Genomic DNA, 19562 nt, shown 5'->3' on the forward strand with positions numbered 1-19562 from the left:
CGGACTTGGCGGCCCCTACGATTTCCAACTGCGCCAAACCGCCGCTTCTTGCCTCAAAAACAGCCCATGACGGCCCCGATAAGCTGATTTTACAACTGCGGCTTTCTACAACGGCCGATACTTCAGCCAAGAGCCTGGCCCCGCGTATTTGCGGCTTAATCGGGGTTCGTCGTGAGTTGGCTTACGGCCCTAAGCGGGCCGCAAACGAGCTCAGCCCGTAGCCCCGGCGTGGGCGCCAGCGGGTTTGCAGCCCCGCAGTGCACCCCGGCGTGAGCTACGGGCTGAAAATCCGCGTCACAAGTCACTAACTATACGTCTGATAAAGCTAATCTAAGCTCAGGCGGCGCGGTCTTCGAGAATGTAGCCGATGCCGTTGAGGGTGTGAATCAACTTGGGGGTGAAGTTCTTGTCCACCTTTTTGCGCAGGTAGTTCACGTACACGTCCACCACGTTGGTACCGGTGTCGAAGGCCAAATCCCAGACCTGCTGCACGATTTCCTGGCGGGTTACGGCCCGGCCCTGGTTGTGCATAAAGTACTCCAGCAGGGCCAGCTCCCGACCCGTGAGGTCAATGCGCTTGTCGCCGCGCTTCACGATGCGGCTGCGACCGTAGAGCTCCAGGTCGGCCACTTTCAGCACGTTTTCCGCCGGGCCCGCGGCCGGGTAGCGGCGGTGCAGGGCCCGCAGCCGGGCCAGCAGCTCCCCAAACTCGAAGGGCCGGACCAGGTAGTCGTCGGTGCCCGCCTCGAAGCCCTGCAGCTTATAGTCGGTCGACGGGTTGGCCGTAAACATCAGTACCGACAGCTTATCGTGGTGCTGGCGAATAAAGCGGCAGAGCCCAAAGCCGCTCTGGTTGGGCAGGTCGGCCTTGAGCAGCACCGCCGTGTAAGAAGCCGTGGTCAGCATCTGTTGGGCCGAAGGGGCGCTGAGGGCCACGGCCACCGCTAAGCCCTGCTGCTCCAGGCTGTGCTTGAGTCCAGCGGCGGCCAGTAAGTCGTCTTCGACCAGCAAAATATTCATCCGCGCGTAAGCAGTGGTCAGCTTAGGCTACCGGCCGCCAGGAAAGGCGGCCGGCAGTCCTGACCGGGTTGAAAAAAGGTACTTCGGGTGGGATGGAAAGCGGGTGGGGCAGAAAGTGGGCGGCGCAACTGATTGGCGGCTACGGCACGCCCAGGGCCGCGTCGGCGTCGAAGGGGGGAATGGCAATGATGGGCCCCGCGCCGGTGCTGACCGAGTAGATAGACGGAGCCTGGTGCAGGTTGCCGGCCAGGCGGCGCAGCCCGTCGGGGGCCACTTGGTAGCGGAAAATGGTGTCGTACTCGGCAAAGTCGCGGCGCACGTCGACTTCCAGGTCGCGGATAACGCCGCCATGAATGTCGTACACCCAGCCGTGCAGGTGCAGGGGCTTGGTGGCGTTCTGTACCGTCGGGCTTTGCTGCAGATTATACACCTGCTCAATAACGTTGAGCTCCACTAGGCGGCGGTAGCGCTCCTCCTCGGTTTCGAGGGCGCCCAGCTCGTGGTTGTGCTGGTGCATTACCTCGCGCACGGTGCTGAGCCAGCTGGTTACCACGCCGGCGTCCTCATTCTGCATGGCCGTTTGCACGCCCCGGCAGCCGTAGTGCCCGCACACGATGATGTGCTGAATCTGGAGCTGATTTACCGCGTAATCCAGCACCGCGGCCAGGTTTAAGTCGGTGCTGACGACCAGGTTGGCCACGTTGCGGTGCACGAAGACCTCCCCGGGCGCCGTGCCGGTCATCTCACTCACCGACACGTGGTTGTCGGAGCAGCCGATGAAGAGGAACTTGGGCGTCTGTTGGGCGGCGGCTTCGAAAAAGCGGGGGTTGCGGCGCAGCTTTTCGGCCACCCAGTTGCGGTTGTTGTCAAAGAGCTTGTAGTAGGCCTCGAAGTCGGCTTCCTTGCTGCTCACGTGGGGCTGCCCGGCCAGGTTTTGGGCGTAGTCCTCGCCTTTGCGCAGAAAAATGAGCTGAATGTTGCGCTGCCGGGCCGTTTCGCGGAAGTTTTCGATGGCGCTGAGCACGTCCCGGTCGATGTAAGCCGAGTTGGTGCCATCGATTTCCACGGTGGTATTCACTGGAATGTCCTTGAGCACGGTCATGATGCTGGCCTTGTTCAGGAACGAGACATGCTCGCCCAGGCTGATGCGCAGATGCTCCTCGCCCTGCACCGTGTAGCTCTGGAAGAAGTGGGCATTCTTATACGTTTCGCGCAGCACAAAGAACAAGCCCACCGCCGCGCCCACGCCGATACCAATGAGCAGGTCGGTCATCAGGATGGCCCCAATGGTCACGATGAAGGGCAAAAACTCGGTGAGGCCAGCCTGAAAATGCTGGCGGAAGATGCTGATGCGGGCCAGCTTGTAGCCCGTCACGAGCAGAATAGCGGCCAGCGCGGCCCAGGGAATCAGGTTCAACAGGCCCGGAAACAGCACCACGCTCACCACCAGCAGGCTGCCGTGCACCAGGGCCGCCAGCTTGGTGCGCCCCCCGGCGTTGATGCTCACCGAGCTGCGCACAATCACCGACGTCAGGGGCAGGCCGCCCATCAGGCCGCTGACGAAGTTGCCCACACCCTGGGCCTTCAGCTCGTGGTTGGTGGGCGTTTTGCGCTTGAGCGGGTCCAGCTCGTCGGTGGCTTCCACGGCCAGCAACGCCTCCAGACTGGCCACCAGGGCAATGGAGAAGGCCGCGGAGTAGATTTTGGGGTTGGTAAGCTGGGAGAAGTCGGGCAGGGTAAACAGGTTAAGGAATTCCCCGGCGCTTTTGGGCACGGGCAGCTGCACCAGGTGGGTGCCGCCCAGCAAGTAGGCCGGGCTGAGCAGGCCGGCCAGGGTGTTGAGCGTGATGCCGAGGATGATGACGACCAGGGCCGCCGGCACCGCCGACAGGACCTTGTTCTGCTTAAAAAAAGGCTGTTCCCAGGCAATGAGCACGGCCAGGCTCACCAGGGCAATAACCAGGGCCGTGGCGTTGAATTCGCGCAGGGCGTGTTCGAGCAGGCCTTCCAAATTGCCGCCGTTCCAGGAAAACAGGGCCAGCGACTCTACCGCGTCGGCGTCGTAGCCCAAAATGTGGGGCAGCTGCTTTAGAATCAGGATGATGCCGATGGCCGCCAGCATGCCCTTGATAACGGAGGAGGGAAAGAAGTTGCTGATAATGCCCGCCCGCAGCACGCCCATGAGCAGCTGCAGGCCGCCGGCCACGCACAAGGCCAGCTGCAACGCCCGAAACGAGCCCAGGCTTTCCAGACTGCTAACCACGACCAGAATCAGGCCGGCCTCGGGCCCCGAAATGCTCACCGCCGAGCGGCTTAGCGTCCCCACCACCAGGCCCCCGACGATACCGGCAATAATACCCGAAAACAGCGGTGCCCCCGAGGCCAGGGCTATGCCCAGACACAGCGGCACGGCCACCAAAAACGACACCAGGCCGCCTTGCAGGTCACTTCTGAAGTAGGAAAAGTCCCAGGTTTTGGGCGTGGCAGCTACACTAGACATAGGCTTGGGTAAAGACATGAGAGTTCCGGCGCGGCCCAAAAGCCGCGAAGTGGAAGAAATAGGCAGAAAGCGGAAGGCAGAGCCGACTACGAGGCGCCGGTTGCGGATGGTACAGGGCTAGTTAGAGTTTCTAATCAGCGGCGCCGATAAAAAGAACTTCAAATCCAGGTGGTTAGAATTTCTCTTGCAAAGGTATAGGCTTAGTACGGGGCCAGAATTAAAGGAATATTATAAGGTTATTAGATTCTGGTTAAAAATATATTAGAAACTGATGAAAGAAAATTGTTATAACAACTTGGTAAATAGCGGCAAAAATCAAATTTAACGAACCTTTAACTTGAATTAAATTCAAGAGTTATTGTATTGTGTACAAGGGGTATGTGGTTTAATGAGTGTTATGAATGAGTAGCTAATACGGTTGTTAAATTGTTTTTATATTCCAGTATGAAAGGCTTTTAATTTGGAATTAGTAGCCTTTAATTAGCTGCAACTGCCTTTTTGCAGACTATTTGTTCAAGCGGTAATTTCTGCCGAAACACTGCAGGGGTTTTAGTTATCAGTGACTCTGCTTTTGCCATAAAAAAAGCACCCTACCAACCGTTTGTAAACGATTGGCGGGGTGCTTTATAGGCAGCGGAGAGTAGGGGTTACGCCTTCTGCTGCCGGCGGCCTTCCAGGATGCGGAAGAAAGAGCGGGTGTGAATTTCGTCCAGCGTCAGGCCGGTGGCCAGCACTTCTTCCTCGGTGATGGCGCCGCAGTTCATGGCCTTGAGGAAGAAGTTGAGCAGGCCCTGACCGGTGGCGGCATCGTCGAAGATGTCGCCGGTGAGGGTGGAAATGGCGGCCCGCTCGACGAAGGTTTTCAGGCGGTTCAGGGCGTCGTCGTAGCTGCTGAGAAAGAAGTTGTAGGTGGCCGCATAGCGCATCGGCAGCTGGGCCGGATTCAAATCCCAGCCCTGGTAGAGGCCGTTGATGAGCGAGTGGGTGGTGTGATGGAAGCCCTGGCGCCAGGCGTTGTGCACCGAGTCGCGGTTTTCCTTGAGCTGCTCGAAGCTAAGGTTGTCGCCGCGGTGGGGCCCGATGGGCATCACGTTGGTAGCCCCGTCGGAGAGGAAGATACCGGTGCCGCCCAGGGCCACCTTGGTCATGTGGTGGGCAAAGTCGCAGACGGGGTGGGCCATGGTCTGGTACTTGGCCGTAATGCCGGCCGAGGCCGTGTAGTCGTAGGTGCCGAAGTGGGCGGCCACGCAGCGGCCCTCACTGGCCCGGATGATGCGCATGAGTGGGTTGCGGCCTTCCTCATCCATGATGATTTGGGTGGCCTCCACCATGGTTTCCATCTTCAGGGTGCCGGGCGCGAGGTTGTTGGCCTTCTCGATGAGCTCAAACAGGCGCACCATCGTGGTCATCTGCTCCGGAATGGTCACTTTGGGTAGCATCACCACGAAGTTGTCGGGCAGCTTACCGCCGGTGGCTTCGAGCAGCGTGGTCAGGAAAATGTCGAGCGTGCGGACGCCCCGGGCCTTCAGATCCTCGGTGAAAGGCTTGATGCGGATGCCGATGAAGGGCGACAAAGTGCCGTTCTGCATGCCTTTGGCCACTTCCTGAGCGGCGCGCACGGCTGTTTCGTCTTCTTCCGCGTCGGGGCGGTTGCCGAAGCCGTCTTCGAAGTCGACCCGGAAATCCTCCACGGCTTCGCGCTGCAGCTTCTTGATGATCTTGTTGTAGACCGAATACGCCAGCCAGGCGTGCTCCTGCTTGCGCTCAGCCTCACTCATGGCGTCGAGGCGCTCGGTCAGGGCCTGAATGTCTTTTTCCAGCGTGGGCAAATGCTCGTGGCCCTTGAGCTGGAGCACGCGGGCCAGCTCGGTGAAGTTGGGGGCGTAGGTTTTGAGGTTGTTCAGGGCAATTTCGCCCATGCGCACGCAGGTGTCCGACTTAAACAGGTTGGCCCCGCCGTAGACGGTGTGCACCGGCTGCCGGTCGGGTTTGTCGCCGGGGTAGGTTTGCTGGAACTGGCGGTTGGCCACGCCGAGCTGCTCGAGCAGCTGGCTTTTGTCGGTGTCTTGTAAGCTGAGTTTCATATGGGAGAAAAAGGCGGGAATTTTAAAGTGAGAATCGGAGCTAAAAGCTAGTTCCCCTCCTCAGCTGAGGAGGGGTTAGGGGTGGTTGATAATCGTTGTTTACTCAGGCTGTCATGCTGAGCTTGCCGAAGCATCTCTACCGCTTCGTTGCCGAAGCACTCAATATTACTATTGCGGTAGAGATGCTTCGGCAAGCTCAGCATGACGTTCTGTTATGTCGTTCAAAGAGTAACCACCCCTAACCCCTCCTTGAAAATAAGGAGGGGAACTAGCTTTTTATCCCTGGTTTTGTGGTTTCAGCTGCCGCGGTAGGTGCTGTAGCCGAAGGGGTTGAGCAGCAGGGGAATGTGGTAGTGCTCGGCGGCCAGCACGTTGAAGACGATTTCCACGAAGGGGTAGAAAACCGTGGTGCCCTGCTGCTCAAAGTAGTCCTGGGTGAAAAACTTCATTTTGTAGGTGCCCAGCGGCAGCGGCTGGTCTTTGGGCAGCAAGTCGGGGATGCGGCCGTCCTTATTAGTTTGGCCCCGGGCCAACTCCTGCCAGGTGTCGTTTTCCAGCAAACCCGAAAGGGCAATGGTGACGCCTTGGGCCGGGCGGCCCAACGTAGTGTCCAGGATGTGGGTGGTAATCTGGCTCATGCGGCTAAGAGTTTTTCGAGGCGGATGCGGGTAATTTTGTCCTGCTCGGCCATGGCAATATGGATTTCCGCTTCGGGCGGGTTGGGCAGCCGGGCTTGCAGCAAGGCCAGCATTTCGTCGGCCGACTTACCCGTGGCGCACACGATGAAGATGTAGCCGAACTTCCGCTCGTAGGTTTCATTGCCGGCGGCCAGGGCTTCGAGCGTGTCCTGAGAGGCTTGCTTCACGGCGCCCTGTTCCCCCTCGGCCCACTGGCTGGTGCTGGCAAACTTCTCCTTAAGTGAATTTACGTCCCCGATTTTGGGGTGGTGGGTGAAGGCCTCGCGCCAGTCGGCTTCCGATAAACGGTACCAGATGTCGTGGGCTTGGGCGAAAAGTGCGGCGGCGTCGGCAACGGGAAAGGCGGCGTTCAGCTGCGCTACCCAGGCCGTGGCCCCGCAGCACTTGGCCAGGGCTTCGGCCCGGGTGGGCGCGGGCAGGGAATTGAGTTCGGAAAGAGTCATGCGGTTACTTTTCTTCGTGGCGCAGCTCCGGGTGGCTGCGGGTGCGCGACATAAATTCGATGGTGCCGGTGCTCCGGCGGGCTTTTTCGGCCAGCCAGATTCCGGCGCCGCCCCCCAGCAGCGCCCCGAGTATGCCAAGCCCTAAGCCCCACCATTCGGGTAGGTAATACCAGCTAAGCGCACCCAGGACCAGGCCGAGAATGAAGGGCGAAATGAATATCTGCACCCAGGTGGCAGTGGCTAGAAATCGGTGCAGAATATTCATCAGGCCCAGAATTTAATACTTACAGTACCGTTGGGAAGCGGTTCACGTTCTTGTAATAAATGTAAACGGAGGGCACTTTGCCCATCGTGGTGGCCCACTGCTGGCAGTAGGGCGCCATCCAGATAGAGTCACCCTTCTTGACGGGGTACCACTGCTGGTCGAGCATGTAGATGGCCTCGCCTTCCAGATACAGCAGGCCGTGCTCCATGATATGGGTTTCGACCATGGGTAAGTGGCCGCCCAGGTCGTAGGTGAAGATGTTGACGGCCATGTCGAAGCCCAGCTCATTTGGCAGCAGCTCCTGAATCCGCAGCGCGTCGTCGTTCATGTAGATGGGCGCCTTGGCAATATCCCGGGTCCCGAACAGCACGCCGGGCGTTTCGTAGCCTGGTAGCGGCTCATATACTTTGTGAAACGTCAGTACCTGGGTGCCTTCCGTGGGGCCGTGAAACCGGTAGCTCTTCTCGATGGGCACGTAGACGTACTCGCCCTGGGTCAGGGTTTTTTCCTGGCCGTCGATGCTGGCGTGCAGCTGGCCTTCCACCACGTAGAAGAAAATCTGGGCGGCCTGGGTCTGGCCCAGCAGCTCCCCGCCTTCCCGCAGCGTAATCAGCGTCTGGGCCAGGCGGGCCCCCATCTGCTCGTTGATGATGACGTTGACGGTGCAGTTGGTCCAGCCGGGCACGTTGCTGTTGATGTAGCCGTCGGGGGCAATAATGGCGTGGTTGTGCTTGACCACGGAGCGGGTCAGGGCGGAAATTTCCATCGGTTCTAGGCGGAAGGGGTGGTTTGGTAATGGGAGAAAAGCAGCTGCAAAAACCGCTCGGACACCTGCACGGCGGCGGCCACGTCGGGTAGCTCCACGTTTTCGAGCGGGTTGTGGCTGATGCCCTTAAAGCAGCGGATAAACAGCATGGTGGCCGGCGAAACGGCCGAAATCGGTACCGCGTCGTGCCCGGCCCCGCTCACGAGCCGGACCACCGCGTGTCCCGATTCACTGATGGCCTGGGCCAGCAAGGTATTCATTTCCGGGGCGCAGGTGACGGGCGCGGTGTACTGAATCAGGTTCCAGTCGAGCGTCAGGTTGCGTTTCTGGGCAATGGCCCGGGCGTGTTGCTCTAGCTCGGCGTAGGCCGTAGCCAGGCGGGCCGCGTCGGCGCTGCGCAAATCCAGGCTGCAGATTACCTCACCGGGAATGACGTTGCTGGCCGCGTGGCGCACGTCGAGCTTGCCCACGGTGGCTACCAGCTCGTGCTTGTGGGTGATGCCAAACTGCTCGGCGGCCAGCACGAATTCGGCGGCCCCGGCCAGGGCATCCTGGCGCATATTCATGGGCACGGTGCCGGCGTGCCCGGCCATGCCCTGCCAGGTGAGCGCCACGCGCTGCTGCCCGGCAATAGCCGTGACCAAAGCCACCGGAATCCGGTTTTCCCAGAGCACCGGACCCTGCTCAATATGGGTTTCGAAGTAGCCCAGCCACTGGTCGACGGCCAGGGCTTCGGCGGCCAGCAGCTGAGTCGTGCCGCCCATCGTTTCAATGGCCTGGGTCAGGGAAATGCCGTGCGCGTCGGTTTTGGTCAGCAGATTCTGGTCGAAGGAGCCGGCCACGACTTTGCTGCCCAGGTACGTGGTGTGGTAGCGCACTCCTTCCTCGTCGCTGAAGGCAATCAGCTCGACGTGAAACGGCAGCTCGGTCTGGCTGAGCACGAATTGCTCCAGCAAATCCAGGCCCATAAGCACGCCCAGCGGCCCGTCGTACTTGCCGGCATTCACCACCGTATCGATGTGGGAAGCCATGACGAAAGTTTTGGCCCCGGCATGGCGGCTCACCAGCCGCCCCCGCACGTTGCCGATGCTGTCGACACGCGTAGCCAGCCCGGCCGCGTCCATCCAGGACTTGACCAGGGCGCTGCCCTGCAAAAAGGCCGGGGTGCCGAAAGTGCGCGTCACGCCGTCGGTATCTTCGCTGATGGCGGCCAAAGCCTCAATGCGGCGCAGGATTTTCTCGGCCCGAGAAGTGTAGTTGTCGTCCACTAAAAGGAGTGGTTAAAGTTGAAAAGGAAGTCAGAACAGTGTAAAGACGCATACTTGCGTCTCAATCGTTGCTGATGTTGTTGGTAACCAAGTCGTTCAGGTGTAGGCCGTTCAACGAGGAGACGCAAGTATGCGTCTCTACACCGTTCGGTCCGTCAGCAACTGCCCCTGATTCAGCACCCGAAACTCCGGCCGCTCATACACCAGTTGCCCGGCCAGCCACGTCTGCTCCACCACGCCCCGTAGCTGCCGTCCCACGTAGGGCGACACCTTGTGGCGGTGCTGAAGCAGGTCGGCTGTTACGTCGAACGCCTGCTCGGGGTCCAGAATCAGCAAATCAGCATCGAAGCCTGTAGCAATTTGCCCCTTCCGCTGGCTTTGGCCGATGAGCCGGGCCGGGTTGGTGCTCAGCCAGGTAGCCAGGTCGTGCAGCGAAGCGCCCCGCTGCTGGGCCGCGGTCCAGAGCACCGGCAGGGCCAGCTGCAGGGAGGCAATGCCGCCCCAGGCCGTGGTAAAGTCGCCGGTTTCAATCTGCTTGAGGTCGGGGGGGGCGGGGGAGTGGTCGGTAGCCACGAAGTCGATGATGCCCTGCTGCAAAGCCTGCCAGAGCTGGTCGTTGTTGGCCTTTTCCCGAATCGGCGGGGCGCACTTGAACTGGGTTTGGCCGTCGGCAATGTCCTCGGCGTTGAAAAACAGGTAGTGCTGCCCGGTTTCCACCGTCAGCGGCAAACCCTGGGCCTTGGCCGCGGCAATGGGCGCAATGGAATTGGCCGAGGACAGATGCACGATGTGGACGGGGCAGCGGAACTCGGCGCACAGCCGAATCATCAGGCTCACCGCGTCGTCTTCCCAGTGCTTGGGCCGCGAAGCCAGGTAGTTTTGGTAGGAGCGTTTATCGTGCTGCTTCCACGCCGCGTCGTCGGTGGTCAGCTCGCAGTGCACCAGCAGCGGCAGACCGTGCCGGGCCAGAATGGGCATTATTTGCCGCAAATCATCCTCGGTAGCGTTGGGAAAATCGTCGATGCCGGAGTGAGTCAGAAAGGCTTTGAAACCCAGCACGCCCCGGGCAATGAGGCCTTCTACTTCCGCCGCGTTGCCGGGCACGATGCCGCCCCAAAAGCCCACGTTGGTATGCAGCTGCCCGTGCGTAGCGGCCAGCTTAAGCTCGAAGTTGGCTACCGACGTCGTCACCGGGGCCGAGTTCAGGGGCATGTCCACGAGCGTGGTCAGGCCGCCGGCCAACGCGGCACGGGTGGCCGTGTTGAAGCCTTCCCACTCGGTGCGGCCCGGCTCGTTGATGTGCACGTGCGGGTCGATGACGCCGGGTAGCACGGCCCGGTACTGCACGTCTACCACGGGGCAGCTCACGGCAGCATCAATTGGCAGCACGGCGGCAATGCGGCCGTTTTCGATGAGTACCACGGCGGGCTGCTCACCCTGGGGCAATACCACGCGCTGGCTTTTTATGGCTACCTCTGGCATACGGAAGATACTTTCTCTTTAAATTGGAGGCTTTTCCAAGCCAGTTTTCCACGACTTTCCCCTCGCGGCACGGGTATGCACTCGGTGGTCCTGCGACCAAGAAATACGCCTAGCAGGCTGCTAGCGCGGCTTTTTTGCCGGAAAGCGGCGTTCTGGACTGAAAAATCCTATTTCTCCCACCCTTTCCCAAGGCCCCGCCCGGGGCCCGGTCTTTTACTTGCATGACTCAAGTTTTACTTTTTTCTGCCTTCCTGCTCGGCCTCGTGCTGCTGCTGGGAGCAACGTACGCACTACAGCGCTTCGCCAAAGTCGACAAAAGGGGCGGTAAGCTAGGGGAAAATGGCCTGACTATGCAAGGCTTCTCCTATCTTCTTATTCTGCTGGCGGTTATTTACGTGCTGGCCGTGTTCTACATTCTCATCAAGGGCACCCCCTGGGAAGGCCATTTGATGGAATGGATGAACATCGTGGTGCGCCTGATGCACATCACCTTCGGCATTGCCTGGATTGGGGCTTCGTTCTACTTCGTATTCCTGGAAAATGCCCTCAACCGCACTGACAACGTGCGCGACGAGCTGGCCGGCAACCTCTGGGCCGTGCATGGCGGGGGCTTTTACTACCTCGAAAAATACAAGCTGGCCCCCAAGGAAATCCCCCGCGACCTGCACTGGTTTAAGTACGAGGCCTATTTTACCTGGCTTTCGGGCTTCAGCCTGCTCTTCGTGGTCTATTACTTCAACGCCGGCTCCATGCTCATCGACCCCAAGGTGCTCGACGTGGCCCCGCTCACGGGCGTGGCCATCGGGGTGGGTTCCTTTGTCGTGGCCTGGCTGATCTACGACGTGCTCTGCAAGTCGCCGCTGGTGAAAAAGGGAATGTGGTTTGCCCTGCTGGGCTTCCTGGTGATTGTCGGGTTTGCCTTCTTCTACTGCCAGGTGTTCAGTGCCCGGGCCGCTTACATCCACTTCGGAGCCATGCTGGGCACGCTCATGGTCGGCAACGTGTTCTTCACCATCATTCCGGCCCAGAAAGCCATGGTGAAGGCCGCCACGCTCGGCCTGCCCCTCGACCCCACGCTCGGCAAAAACGCCCTGACCCGCTCCCTGCACAACAACTACTTCACCCTGCCGGTGCTGTTTGTGATGGTCAGCAACCACTTCCCCAGCACCTTCGGCCACAGCCAGCCCTGGCTGATTCTGGCCGCCATTTCCCTGGGCGTGGCCGGCGTGAAGCACTGGCTCAACCTGCGCGAGAAAAAGCAAGCCACCACCTGGATTCTGCCCGCTTCGGTGCTATTCCTGCTGGCCGTAGCCTTCGTGTCGGCGCCACCGCGCGCGGCCAGCGCCGGCGCAGCCGCCTGCACTCCTAATGTGAGCATAGCGCAGGTCAACGCCATTGTGCAAAACCGTTGCGTGCGCTGCCACTCCTCCAACCCCACCGACGAAGTGTTCAAATCGGCGCCCAACGGGGTCAAATACGACTCGCCCGAGGATATCATCCGGCTCAAGGATAAGATCATGCAGCGCGTAGTCGTCACCAAAACGATGCCCCAGAACAACAAAACCAACATGACCCAGGAGGAGCGGGACCTGATCCGCTGCTGGATTGAGCAGGGCGCCCAGAATAAGTAAGGCCTGTACTTACCCCAAATCCAGTAGCCAGCGGGGTGGCTCGGCCTCCAGGGCCAGGGCGCCCAGGTTGAGCCAAGCCCCAGCCCGGTCCAGTACGGCCGAGTCGGAAGTGACGACGATATCCGTCGTTTTGGCCAGGTTCCGGTCGGGGTTCATCACGACTTCGGCCGTCCAGGGCAGGCCCAGCTCGGGGCCCAGCTCGCGCAGGCGGGCCGCCAGCCGGCCACTATTGGACACCGGCTGGTCGAGCAGCCACTGCACGGGACCGGGCGAGAGGGGCAGCAGGGCCGCGGCGGCCAGTCGGATGGCCCGGTCGGTTTCCTGCACGGCGCGGTAGGTGCCGTGGATGCTGGATAAGTCGCGCAGGGCTCCGTCGCGGCCCCGCAGCACGATGCCGCCGCTCAGGGCCGTTTCGAGGGTAATCAATAGGTTGAAGCCATCAATGGCAACGGGCCGGCCGCCGAGGTCAGTAGCGGGCAGTAGCGTGGCCGTGCGCCGGGCGTACTGCTCCTCGGTGCAGGCGGCTCGGCCCACGGCCCAGCGCTGCCGCTCGGTCAGGGCATACCGGTCGCCGACCAGCTTCAGAGTAGCTGCCGGTGGGTAGCCGCGCGTGAGCAGCCAGGACAGCTCCCCGACGGCCTCGCGCAGCACCGGCACCCAGTCGGGCGCGAACAGGCGGGTATCGTTGGGGTGGGGGCCGCGGTGGCGGGTATCGGCAGGACGCATGGGCAGGAAACGGTAAGTAAGGGACGGGGCCTACTAATCGGGGCAGGCAATTGGTTCGTAGGGGCCCTGATTGCTTGGTTAGATATAAGGGGCCAGCTCCCGGGCTGCCGCATCATCTCCGCTGGCCAGGTGGGCGGCAATGGCAGCCCGCTCACTCGCCGACTTGTTCTGGCTCAGCTTCTGCTGGCCTTGCAAGGACGTCACCTCCACCTCAAAAGCCACAATCCCGCGCATCATGCCCGTTTTGTATTTCTCGGACAAACTATCCCACTGGGCCTGATAAGCCGGCTCGTAGGTGGCAATGAGCTGCTCCAGGGCCCGGGCCGTGTCGGCTTCGCCTTCGAGGGGACGCACCCGGCCGTAGGCATGCACGGCGATATAATCCCAGGTGGGCACACTTTCCCGCTTGTCGTAGAGGGTGGGCGAAATGTAGGCGTGGGGCTCGGTAAAGATGACCAGCACGTCTTGCCCGGCCCAGGATTGCCACTGCGGATTGGCCCGGGCCAGATGGGAAGTAAGGCGCACCTGGGTGCCTTCCACAGCCACGCTAAACGGCAGGTGGGAGGCAATGGGCATTTGCTGGTTGGTGCTGACCAGGGTGGCAAAGCCGTAGCGCTGCATGAAGGCCACGGCCTGGGCCTGGTCGGTGAGCTGAAAATTGGCGGGGATATACATTGGAGCAGGTAGCGAAGAAGGAAAGCGGGGAAGTAGGCAGCCGGAAGCCGGAAGCAGCAAGGTAATGGTCATTTGGCAGCCGGAAGGCGCCCGGCCGAAAAGCGTGGCCCGCGGGCTTTTTCTTTTGGACCTTTTGCGGCTGTCATGTCGGCGGTTGCGAATTGCACGGTTACTTTGCCGGGCCCCGCCCGCGGTAGGGTTGGGCCGAACGCACTGAACCCCGACGGAATGAAGTGGAGCACCGTGGAGGTAGCGCAGGTGCGGGGCCAAAGCCGGCTCATCACCTGCCACAACCTCCAGCCCCTGAAGCTGCTGAACCCCAAGTCGCCAACCAGCGCCTGCCACGTGGTGCTGAGCAGCTACGGCGGCGGCATGGTCGCCGGCGACGCTATCCGGCTGCGCATTGGCGTGGAAGCCGGGGCCCGGCTCTTCGTCAGCACTCAGGCTAACACCAAGATTTTCAAATCCCTGGATGGGGCGGTGGCCGAGCAGCACGTGGCCGGCACCGTGGAAGCCGGGGCCCTGGCCGTCGTCTTTCCCGACCCGGTGGTGCTGCAGGCCGAGAGCCGCTACCGGCAGCTCCAGCACTGGCAGCTCCACCCCACGGCCACCCTGCTGCTGCTGGATTGGTTTCACTCGGGCCGCATGGATCAGGGCGAAAGGTTTGCCTTTACCAGCCTGCATTCCGAGCTGCGCGTGAGCCGGGGCGAAAGGCTGGTGCTGCTGGATAAGCTGAGTTTTGAGCCCGCGCACCACATTGCCGCCTCACCGGCCAACTTCGCCGGCTACCAAACCTTCTTCTCGCTCTACCTGGTTGGCAACCCGGAAAGCAGTTTATTCCAGCGCCTGGCCGCCCGCCTGGAGCAGCAAAAGATGCCCGGCAGCACGGGGCCCCACTTCCAGATCAGCAGCCAGGAGTGCCTGATAGCCGTGTCCCGGGCCAAAGCGGACGTGTATATTCTGCGGGCCGCCGCCCACAGCCGCGCCGCCTTGCAGCCGCTGTGTGAGCAGCTATTGCAGGAGCTGGCCGCCGCGGACATGCTGGGCTACAACCCGCTGCTGCGCAAGTATTAGGAGTTTGTCTATTAAATTGTTGGAAGACTCGGCTACTGTCCCCGGGCTCAAAAACAGTTGTTGGAAGTCCCGGGGACAGTAGCTAGGCGCAAAAACAATTGTTTCCGAGCCCGGCTACTTTCTCCACGACCCGGAAGTAGTTGTTTTCGGGCCCTTGAGAATTTACCGCCGGTCTTCGCGCACGGAGGCCAGGGCGCGGGCTTTGGCCTCTTTGATGTGGCCGATGATGTCATCCAGGCCGTGGCCGTCGATGGCGCGGGCGAAGAGGAAGGGACCCTCACCGCGCATCTTGCGCGAGTCGCGCTCCATCACGCCCAGGTCGGCTTTGATGAGGTCCTTGAGGTCAATTTTGTTGATGATGAGCAGGTCCGACTGGGTGATGCCGGGGCCGCCCTTGCGCGGAATTTTGTCGCCGCCCGACACGTCGATGACGTAAATCGAGTAGTCGACCAGCTCCCGGCTGAAGTGGGCGGCCAGGTTGTCGCCCCCGCTTTCCACGAACAGGAAATCGAGCTTGTTCTCGAAGCGGGCCATGAGGCCTTCCAGGGCGTCCATATTCAGGGAAATATCCTCCCGGATGGCCGCGTGGGGGCAGCCGCCGGTTTCGACGCCCACAATCCGATCCTCGCTCAGGGCGCTGTTCCGAATCAGGAAGTCGGCGTCTTCGCGGGTGAAAATGTCGTTCGTGACCACGCCCAATTCGTGCTCGTGGCGCATCCGTTCGCAGAGGGCCTTGAGCAACGCCGTTTTGCCCGTCCCCACCGGCCCGCCGATGCCCACGGTAAAGGCCCGCTGGCGGAAGTTGCGGTAGGAGGGCAGGCGGCGGGTTTCGCGCTGCGCAAAGTCGCCCGGCGACTCGTAGGCTTCGTGGGTGTGCCCGTGCAGCAGCAGGGCGAGTTTTTCGACGAAGGGCATGGAGTGAATGAGTGAAGTGGTAAATGAGTGAGTAGCGCGAACTTTGTAGTTCGCGTGCCAGAACGACTCGACTGGCGCGGGGCACGCGAACTACAAAGTTCGCGCTACAGACGGACGGCTCAGTTCTGAAACAGCTTGGAATAGATGTCGTCGTGCAGAACCTGGGCCGCGTCGAGGACGAAGGCGGAGCGGGTGGCTTCGGCGTAGGTTTTACCGGCTTGGGAGGCCAGAATATGCTCGAAAACGGCGTAGAAATCGTGCTGGAGCTGGTGGCCTTCCATCGGGCCGAGGAAGCCCAGGCGGATGGCGGCGCTGAGCTGGTCGCGCAGCAGCATGTGTAGAAACATGGTCTGAACTTGGTCCAGGGCAAAACCCACCTGCTGCAGGCCCAGGGCAAATACCAGCGTGAAGTGCGGGGGCAACTCGTGTTGCATGAACCAGTTACTAATGCTGGTTAAGTTGGCCTCCGGGTAAAAGGAAACGAGCAGCTTAAGCCAGTTGCGGCCCTGCACCACGCTGGCCTTGTGCAGGGCCGGCACCAGCAGCAGGGCTTCGTATTCCTGGGCCACGGGCGCCAACTCAGGGCTTATGCCCCGCTGAAAGCAGGCGTGCATAAAGGGCAATTCCAGGCTGCCAACCTGCTGCAAATGGGAATAGAGAAAGTTGCGCAGCTCCGACTGGGTGCGGATCAGCCCAAACGTAATACTGCTTTCCAACCCGTAAGAATAGGCAAACGCGCCCGTCGGAATGGACGAGTCGACGAGGTGGAGCAGACGGGCAAATTGGGACATGAATGAGAGGAGTTACTAAACAAACTCTAAAACAGGCTATACAGCTGGGCCAGCGGCAGTTTGTGGGCTGGCTCACAGGTCAGGTGCACGCCATCCACCGTCACGCGGTAGGTTTCGGGGTCGACCTGGATGTTGGGCAGGTAGTCGTTCAATGCCATGTCCTTTTTGGCTACCGTGCGGCAGCCCTGCACGGCCACCACCTGCTTCTGCAGGCCGTAGGTGTTGCGCACTCTTTCCACCGAAGCCTGGGACACGAACACCATCGACGCCTTACCGATGGCTGCGCCCAACGAGCCGAACATAGGCCGGGAAAACGAGGGCTGGGGCGTCGGGATGGAAGCGTTGGCGTCGCCCATCTGGCTCTGCACGATGATGCCACCCTTGAGAATCATTTCGGCCCGCACCCCGAAAAACTGCGGTTTCCAGAGCACCAAATCGGCCAGTTTGCCTTCTTCGATGGAGCCGATTTCGTGGGCAATGCCGTGGGCCCGGGCGGGGTTGATGGTGTACTTGGCCACGTAGCGCCGGGCCCGGAAGTTGTCGGACGAGCCGGCCGCGTCTTCGGGCAAAGCGCCGCGCTGCTGCTTCATCTTGTGGGCCGTTTGCCAGGTCCGGGTTATGACTTCACCCACCCGGCCCATGGCCTGGGAGTCGGAGGAAATAATGCTCAGCGCGCCCATATCGTGCAGGATGTCCTCGGCGGCAATGGTTTCCTGCCGGATGCGGCTTTCGGCGAAGGCCACGTCCTCGGGAATGTTCTTATCGAGGTGGTGGCACACCATGAGCATGTCCAAATGCTCGTCGATAGTATTGACCGTAAAGGGCCGCGTGGGGTTCGTGGACGAGGGAATAACGTTGGGCTCCCCGCAGATTTTGATGATGTCGGGGGCGTGGCCGCCGCCGGCGCCTTCGGTGTGGTAGGAGTGAATGGTACGGCCCTTAAACGCCGCCGTGGAGGTTTCCACGAAGCCGCTTTCGTTGAGCGTATCGGTGTGGATGCAAACCTGCACGTCATATTCTTCGGCTATGGTCAGGCACTGGTCGATGGCGGCGGGCGTGGTGCCCCAGTCCTCGTGCAGCTTGAAGCCCAGGGCCCCGGCCTCGACCTGCTCGCGCAAACCCGCGGGCTTGGAGGTGTTGCCCTTGCCCAGGAAGCCGAAGTTCAAAGGGTAAGCCTCGGTGGCTTTGAGCATCATTTCCAGGTAAAAAGCCCCGGGCGTGCAGGTGGTGGCCGTGGTGCCGGCCGCCGGGCCCGTGCCGCCGCCTATCATCGTGGTCAGGCCCGAGGCCAGGGCTTCGGGAATCTGCTGGGGACTTATGAAGTGAATGTGGCAGTCGATGCCGCCGGCGGTGAGAATCTGGCCCTCCCCGGCAATGACTTCGGTGGTCACGCCGACGGTCATGCCGGGCGTCACGCCGGGCATAATGTGGGGGTTGCCGGCCTTGCCGATGCCGCTGATGCGCCCGTTCTTGATGCCGATGTCGGCCTTGTAAATGCCGGTGTAGTCGAGCACCAGGGCGTTGGTAATCACCAAATCCAGGGCTTCGTTCTGGCTGATGCCGGCGGCCTGGCCCATGCCGTCGCGCAGCACCTTGCCGCCCCCAAACTTGCATTCCTCGCCGTAGACGGTGTAGTCCTGCTCAACCTGAATCAGTAAGTCAGTATCGCCCAGGCGGACTTTGTCGCCGGTGGTGGGGCCGTACATATCGGCGTAGGCGCGGCGGGAAATGGGGAGGGACATGAAGATTGACGATTAGCTGTTATTCAAATTGACTCTAAAACTCACTCATCAGCGTGGCTACAAGGGCAGCCGAGTCGATACTTAATCGGCGAAAATGCCCTTGTAAGCCAATGTGTGACACCCTTCCCTCTTTTCCCTGCGGAAGCTCTTTCTCTTGACCAGGTTTGGGCCCGAAACGCAGCATGTGGGCTACAGCAGTTGGCACACTGAAGTCGAACCGCAAGTTTGACCCTAGACCGGTGGCCGCCTTTTCAATGCAGCTTCTGGGAATGAGGTGTCCTAAGTGGGGCTGTTGCTTTAGTAGCGGAAGCGCCAACGTGTCCCAAAGTTCACCATCAGGTTTACTGACCCTCTGTTGCTTCAAGTAACTATCTGCATCCTGAATTTGCTCTACCTCTAGCTTACCAAGAATAAACAGCTGTCCGTCTTTTATTGCAACTGAGTAGATAAGGTCGCCGGGCATCACTTTGCCCAAGGAAGGAACGGAAATGTGTGGACCACCATAAACTACCTGTAATGGCCCGGCGTCATTGGCTTGCGCGAGACGTTTGCACCATTCATTGGGCCAAAGAATGAAGTAAGAGTTCATGGCTTAACAGGTAGTTTGTCTAGCGCTGCCTGCTTCTGCCCTGTCTCATCCAGCTTCCCATCAATCCACCCATTGCCCCCATACACGATTCTCTCGCCGCCCAGGGCTACCAGCGTCACCCGTTTCCGCTCGCCGGGCTCGAAGCGCACCGCCGTGCCGGCCGGGATGTTGAGGCGGAAGCCGTAAGCCGCGGCCCGGTCGAACTGCAGGGCGGCGTTGGTTTCGAAAAAGGGGTAGTGGGAGCCGACCTGCACCGGCCGGTCGCCCATATTCACCACTTCAATTTCCACCGTGTCGCGGTTTTCGTTCAGGATCAACTCACCCTCATTCAGCTGGTACTCACCGGGCGTGTCGTTGATCAGGTTGTCGGGCGTGGCTACGGCGGCGGTTTTCGTCAGGCCCGAGCCGTAGAGGGCCAGGGCCGGGTCGCCGGTTTCGCGGCAGATGGGGTGGTGCACCGTGACCAGCTTGGTGCCGTCGGGGAAAGTGCCTTCCACCTGCACCTCGTGAATCATCTCGGCCACGCCGGGCATCACGTCCTGGAAGCCCAGCAGCAGCTTGCCCTTGTTCATGAGCGTCGTCACGGCTTCCCCGTCGCGGATGAACTCCAGCAGCTGGGTGGCCAGCAACGCCAGGGCTTCGGGGTAATTCAGCAGCAGGCCGCGGGCGTAGCGCTTCTGGGCCACGAAACCGGCCTGGTGCAGCACCAGCTTGTCGAGGTCTTTGGGAGTCAGGTGCATGGCGTAGGGGAGCTGATTGTTGGGAGTTGATGGTTTACACTGTCATCCTTCATCTGGCGTCCGCCTGCGAAGGACCTTCCTCGTCTGAGTGATAAGCTTTATTCAACGCACCAAGCTTTTTATGCTTCTATAATAAAAGGCTTTGGTCCGTTG

The 19562-nt window shown here is 60.7% G+C and carries 18 protein-coding genes; 2 read left to right on the plus strand and 16 right to left on the minus strand.

What is annotated here, in order from left to right:
- Positions 1 to 336: 336 nt before the first annotated feature.
- From CLV45_RS16075 to allB, 9 genes are all read right to left on the minus strand, one after another.
- Entirely contained in the window at positions 337 to 1020 is a 684-nt protein-coding gene (locus tag CLV45_RS16075) for a response regulator transcription factor (RefSeq protein WP_100337476.1), read from the minus strand.
- A 139-nt stretch (positions 1021 to 1159) separates the two neighbouring features.
- Entirely contained in the window at positions 1160 to 3520 is a 2361-nt protein-coding gene (locus CLV45_RS16080; protein ID WP_211289952.1) for a SulP family inorganic anion transporter, read from the minus strand.
- 647 nt (positions 3521 to 4167) lie between these two features.
- Positions 4168 to 5604, minus strand: coding sequence for a DUF6986 family protein (locus CLV45_RS16085; RefSeq protein ID WP_100337478.1), 1437 nt, complete (start codon positions 5602 to 5604; stop codon positions 4168 to 4170).
- Between the two features lie 296 nt (positions 5605 to 5900).
- The gene (gene uraH, locus CLV45_RS16090) at positions 5901 to 6242 is read right to left on the minus strand and encodes a hydroxyisourate hydrolase (protein WP_100337479.1); all 342 of its coding nucleotides are present in this window, start codon (positions 6240 to 6242) and stop codon (positions 5901 to 5903) included.
- A complete protein-coding gene (gene uraD, locus CLV45_RS16095; RefSeq protein WP_100337480.1) occupies positions 6239 to 6745 on the minus strand; it encodes a 2-oxo-4-hydroxy-4-carboxy-5-ureidoimidazoline decarboxylase in 507 nt (168 codons plus the stop codon). Before uraD ends, uraH begins: the two co-directional genes overlap by 4 nt.
- 4 nt (positions 6746 to 6749) lie before the next feature.
- A complete protein-coding gene (locus tag CLV45_RS16100; protein WP_100337481.1) occupies positions 6750 to 7010 on the minus strand; it encodes a hypothetical protein in 261 nt (86 codons plus the stop codon).
- 19 nt (positions 7011 to 7029) lie between these two features.
- The gene (gene allE / locus CLV45_RS16105; protein ID WP_100337482.1) at positions 7030 to 7776 is read right to left on the minus strand and encodes a (S)-ureidoglycine aminohydrolase; all 747 of its coding nucleotides are present in this window, start codon (positions 7774 to 7776) and stop codon (positions 7030 to 7032) included.
- A 5-nt stretch (positions 7777 to 7781) separates the two neighbouring features.
- Positions 7782 to 9044 carry an allantoate amidohydrolase gene (locus CLV45_RS16110; RefSeq protein ID WP_100337483.1) on the minus strand — a complete coding sequence of 421 codons (1263 nt, stop codon included), beginning with the start codon at positions 9042 to 9044 and terminating at the stop codon, positions 7782 to 7784.
- Positions 9045 to 9182: 138 nt separating this feature from the next.
- Positions 9183 to 10526: an allantoinase AllB gene (gene allB / locus CLV45_RS16115; RefSeq protein ID WP_100337484.1), complete on the minus strand. Its 1344-nt coding sequence runs from the start codon at positions 10524 to 10526 to the stop codon at positions 9183 to 9185.
- 221 nt (positions 10527 to 10747) lie between these two features.
- On the opposite strand from allB, the gene CLV45_RS16120 reads away from it, so the two are divergent.
- The gene (locus CLV45_RS16120) at positions 10748 to 12157 is read left to right on the plus strand and encodes a urate hydroxylase PuuD (RefSeq protein ID WP_211289953.1); all 1410 of its coding nucleotides are present in this window, start codon (positions 10748 to 10750) and stop codon (positions 12155 to 12157) included.
- A 9-nt stretch (positions 12158 to 12166) separates the two neighbouring features.
- Here the strand turns inward: CLV45_RS16120 and CLV45_RS16125 are convergent, their stop codons facing one another.
- Together CLV45_RS16125 and CLV45_RS16130 are read right to left on the minus strand one after the other, a co-directional pair.
- Positions 12167 to 12883: a DUF434 domain-containing protein gene (locus CLV45_RS16125; RefSeq protein WP_100337485.1), complete on the minus strand. Its 717-nt coding sequence runs from the start codon at positions 12881 to 12883 to the stop codon at positions 12167 to 12169.
- 78 nt (positions 12884 to 12961) lie between these two features.
- Positions 12962 to 13558, minus strand: coding sequence for an FMN-binding negative transcriptional regulator (locus CLV45_RS16130; protein ID WP_100337486.1), 597 nt, complete (start codon positions 13556 to 13558; stop codon positions 12962 to 12964).
- 228 nt (positions 13559 to 13786) lie between these two features.
- On the opposite strand from CLV45_RS16130, the gene CLV45_RS16135 reads away from it, so the two are divergent.
- On the plus strand, positions 13787 to 14632 hold the full coding sequence (locus tag CLV45_RS16135; protein WP_157807579.1) for an urease accessory protein UreD: 846 nt from the start codon (positions 13787 to 13789) through the stop codon (positions 14630 to 14632).
- Positions 14633 to 14794: 162 nt separating this feature from the next.
- Here the strand turns inward: CLV45_RS16135 and ureG are convergent, their stop codons facing one another.
- The 5 genes from ureG to CLV45_RS16160 form a co-directional block, all read right to left on the minus strand.
- Positions 14795 to 15547, minus strand: a complete 753-nt coding sequence (ureG, locus tag CLV45_RS16140; RefSeq protein ID WP_100337488.1) for an urease accessory protein UreG — start codon at positions 15545 to 15547, stop codon at positions 14795 to 14797.
- Positions 15548 to 15666: 119 nt separating this feature from the next.
- Positions 15667 to 16338 carry an urease accessory protein UreF gene (locus CLV45_RS16145; RefSeq protein ID WP_100337489.1) on the minus strand — a complete coding sequence of 224 codons (672 nt, stop codon included), beginning with the start codon at positions 16336 to 16338 and terminating at the stop codon, positions 15667 to 15669.
- 26 nt (positions 16339 to 16364) lie between these two features.
- Positions 16365 to 18080, minus strand: a complete 1716-nt coding sequence (gene ureC / locus CLV45_RS16150; RefSeq protein WP_100337490.1) for an urease subunit alpha — start codon at positions 18078 to 18080, stop codon at positions 16365 to 16367.
- Between the two features lie 34 nt (positions 18081 to 18114).
- On the minus strand, positions 18115 to 18669 hold the full coding sequence (locus tag CLV45_RS16155) for a hypothetical protein (protein ID WP_157807581.1): 555 nt from the start codon (positions 18667 to 18669) through the stop codon (positions 18115 to 18117).
- Entirely contained in the window at positions 18666 to 19409 is a 744-nt protein-coding gene (locus CLV45_RS16160) for an urease subunit beta (RefSeq protein WP_100337492.1), read from the minus strand. Before CLV45_RS16160 ends, CLV45_RS16155 begins: the two co-directional genes overlap by 4 nt.
- Positions 19410 to 19562: the final 153 nt, after the last annotated feature.

It is taken from the genome of Hymenobacter chitinivorans DSM 11115 (assembly GCF_002797555.1).
Taxonomy (GTDB): Bacteria; Bacteroidota; Bacteroidia; order Cytophagales; family Hymenobacteraceae; genus Hymenobacter; species Hymenobacter chitinivorans.

Excerpts from the sequence above, each read along its gene's own strand:
- CLV45_RS16075 (WP_100337476.1), bottom strand. The coding sequence starts at position 1,020 with ATGAATATTTTGCTGGTCGAAGACGACTTACTGGCCGCCGCTGGACTC.
- CLV45_RS16080 (WP_211289952.1), bottom strand. The coding sequence starts at position 3,520 with ATGTCTAGTGTAGCTGCCACGCCCAAAACCTGGGACTTTTCCTACTTC.
- CLV45_RS16085 (WP_100337478.1), bottom strand. The coding sequence starts at position 5,604 with ATGAAACTCAGCTTACAAGACACCGACAAAAGCCAGCTGCTCGAGCAG.
- uraH (WP_100337479.1), bottom strand. The coding sequence starts at position 6,242 with ATGAGCCAGATTACCACCCACATCCTGGACACTACGTTGGGCCGCCCG.
- uraD (WP_100337480.1), bottom strand. The coding sequence starts at position 6,745 with ATGACTCTTTCCGAACTCAATTCCCTGCCCGCGCCCACCCGGGCCGAA.
- CLV45_RS16100 (WP_100337481.1), bottom strand. The coding sequence starts at position 7,010 with ATGAATATTCTGCACCGATTTCTAGCCACTGCCACCTGGGTGCAGATA.
- allE (WP_100337482.1), bottom strand. The coding sequence starts at position 7,776 with ATGGAAATTTCCGCCCTGACCCGCTCCGTGGTCAAGCACAACCACGCC.
- allB (WP_100337484.1), bottom strand. The coding sequence starts at position 10,526 with ATGCCAGAGGTAGCCATAAAAAGCCAGCGCGTGGTATTGCCCCAGGGT.
- CLV45_RS16120 (WP_211289953.1), top strand. The coding sequence starts at position 10,748 with ATGACTCAAGTTTTACTTTTTTCTGCCTTCCTGCTCGGCCTCGTGCTG.
- CLV45_RS16125 (WP_100337485.1), bottom strand. The coding sequence starts at position 12,883 with ATGCGTCCTGCCGATACCCGCCACCGCGGCCCCCACCCCAACGATACC.
- CLV45_RS16130 (WP_100337486.1), bottom strand. The coding sequence starts at position 13,558 with ATGTATATCCCCGCCAATTTTCAGCTCACCGACCAGGCCCAGGCCGTG.
- CLV45_RS16135 (WP_157807579.1), top strand. The coding sequence starts at position 13,787 with ATGAAGTGGAGCACCGTGGAGGTAGCGCAGGTGCGGGGCCAAAGCCGG.
- ureG (WP_100337488.1), bottom strand. The coding sequence starts at position 15,547 with ATGCCCTTCGTCGAAAAACTCGCCCTGCTGCTGCACGGGCACACCCAC.
- CLV45_RS16145 (WP_100337489.1), bottom strand. The coding sequence starts at position 16,338 with ATGTCCCAATTTGCCCGTCTGCTCCACCTCGTCGACTCGTCCATTCCG.
- ureC (WP_100337490.1), bottom strand. The coding sequence starts at position 18,080 with ATGTCCCTCCCCATTTCCCGCCGCGCCTACGCCGATATGTACGGCCCC.
- CLV45_RS16155 (WP_157807581.1), bottom strand. The coding sequence starts at position 18,669 with ATGAACTCTTACTTCATTCTTTGGCCCAATGAATGGTGCAAACGTCTC.
- CLV45_RS16160 (WP_100337492.1), bottom strand. The coding sequence starts at position 19,409 with ATGCACCTGACTCCCAAAGACCTCGACAAGCTGGTGCTGCACCAGGCC.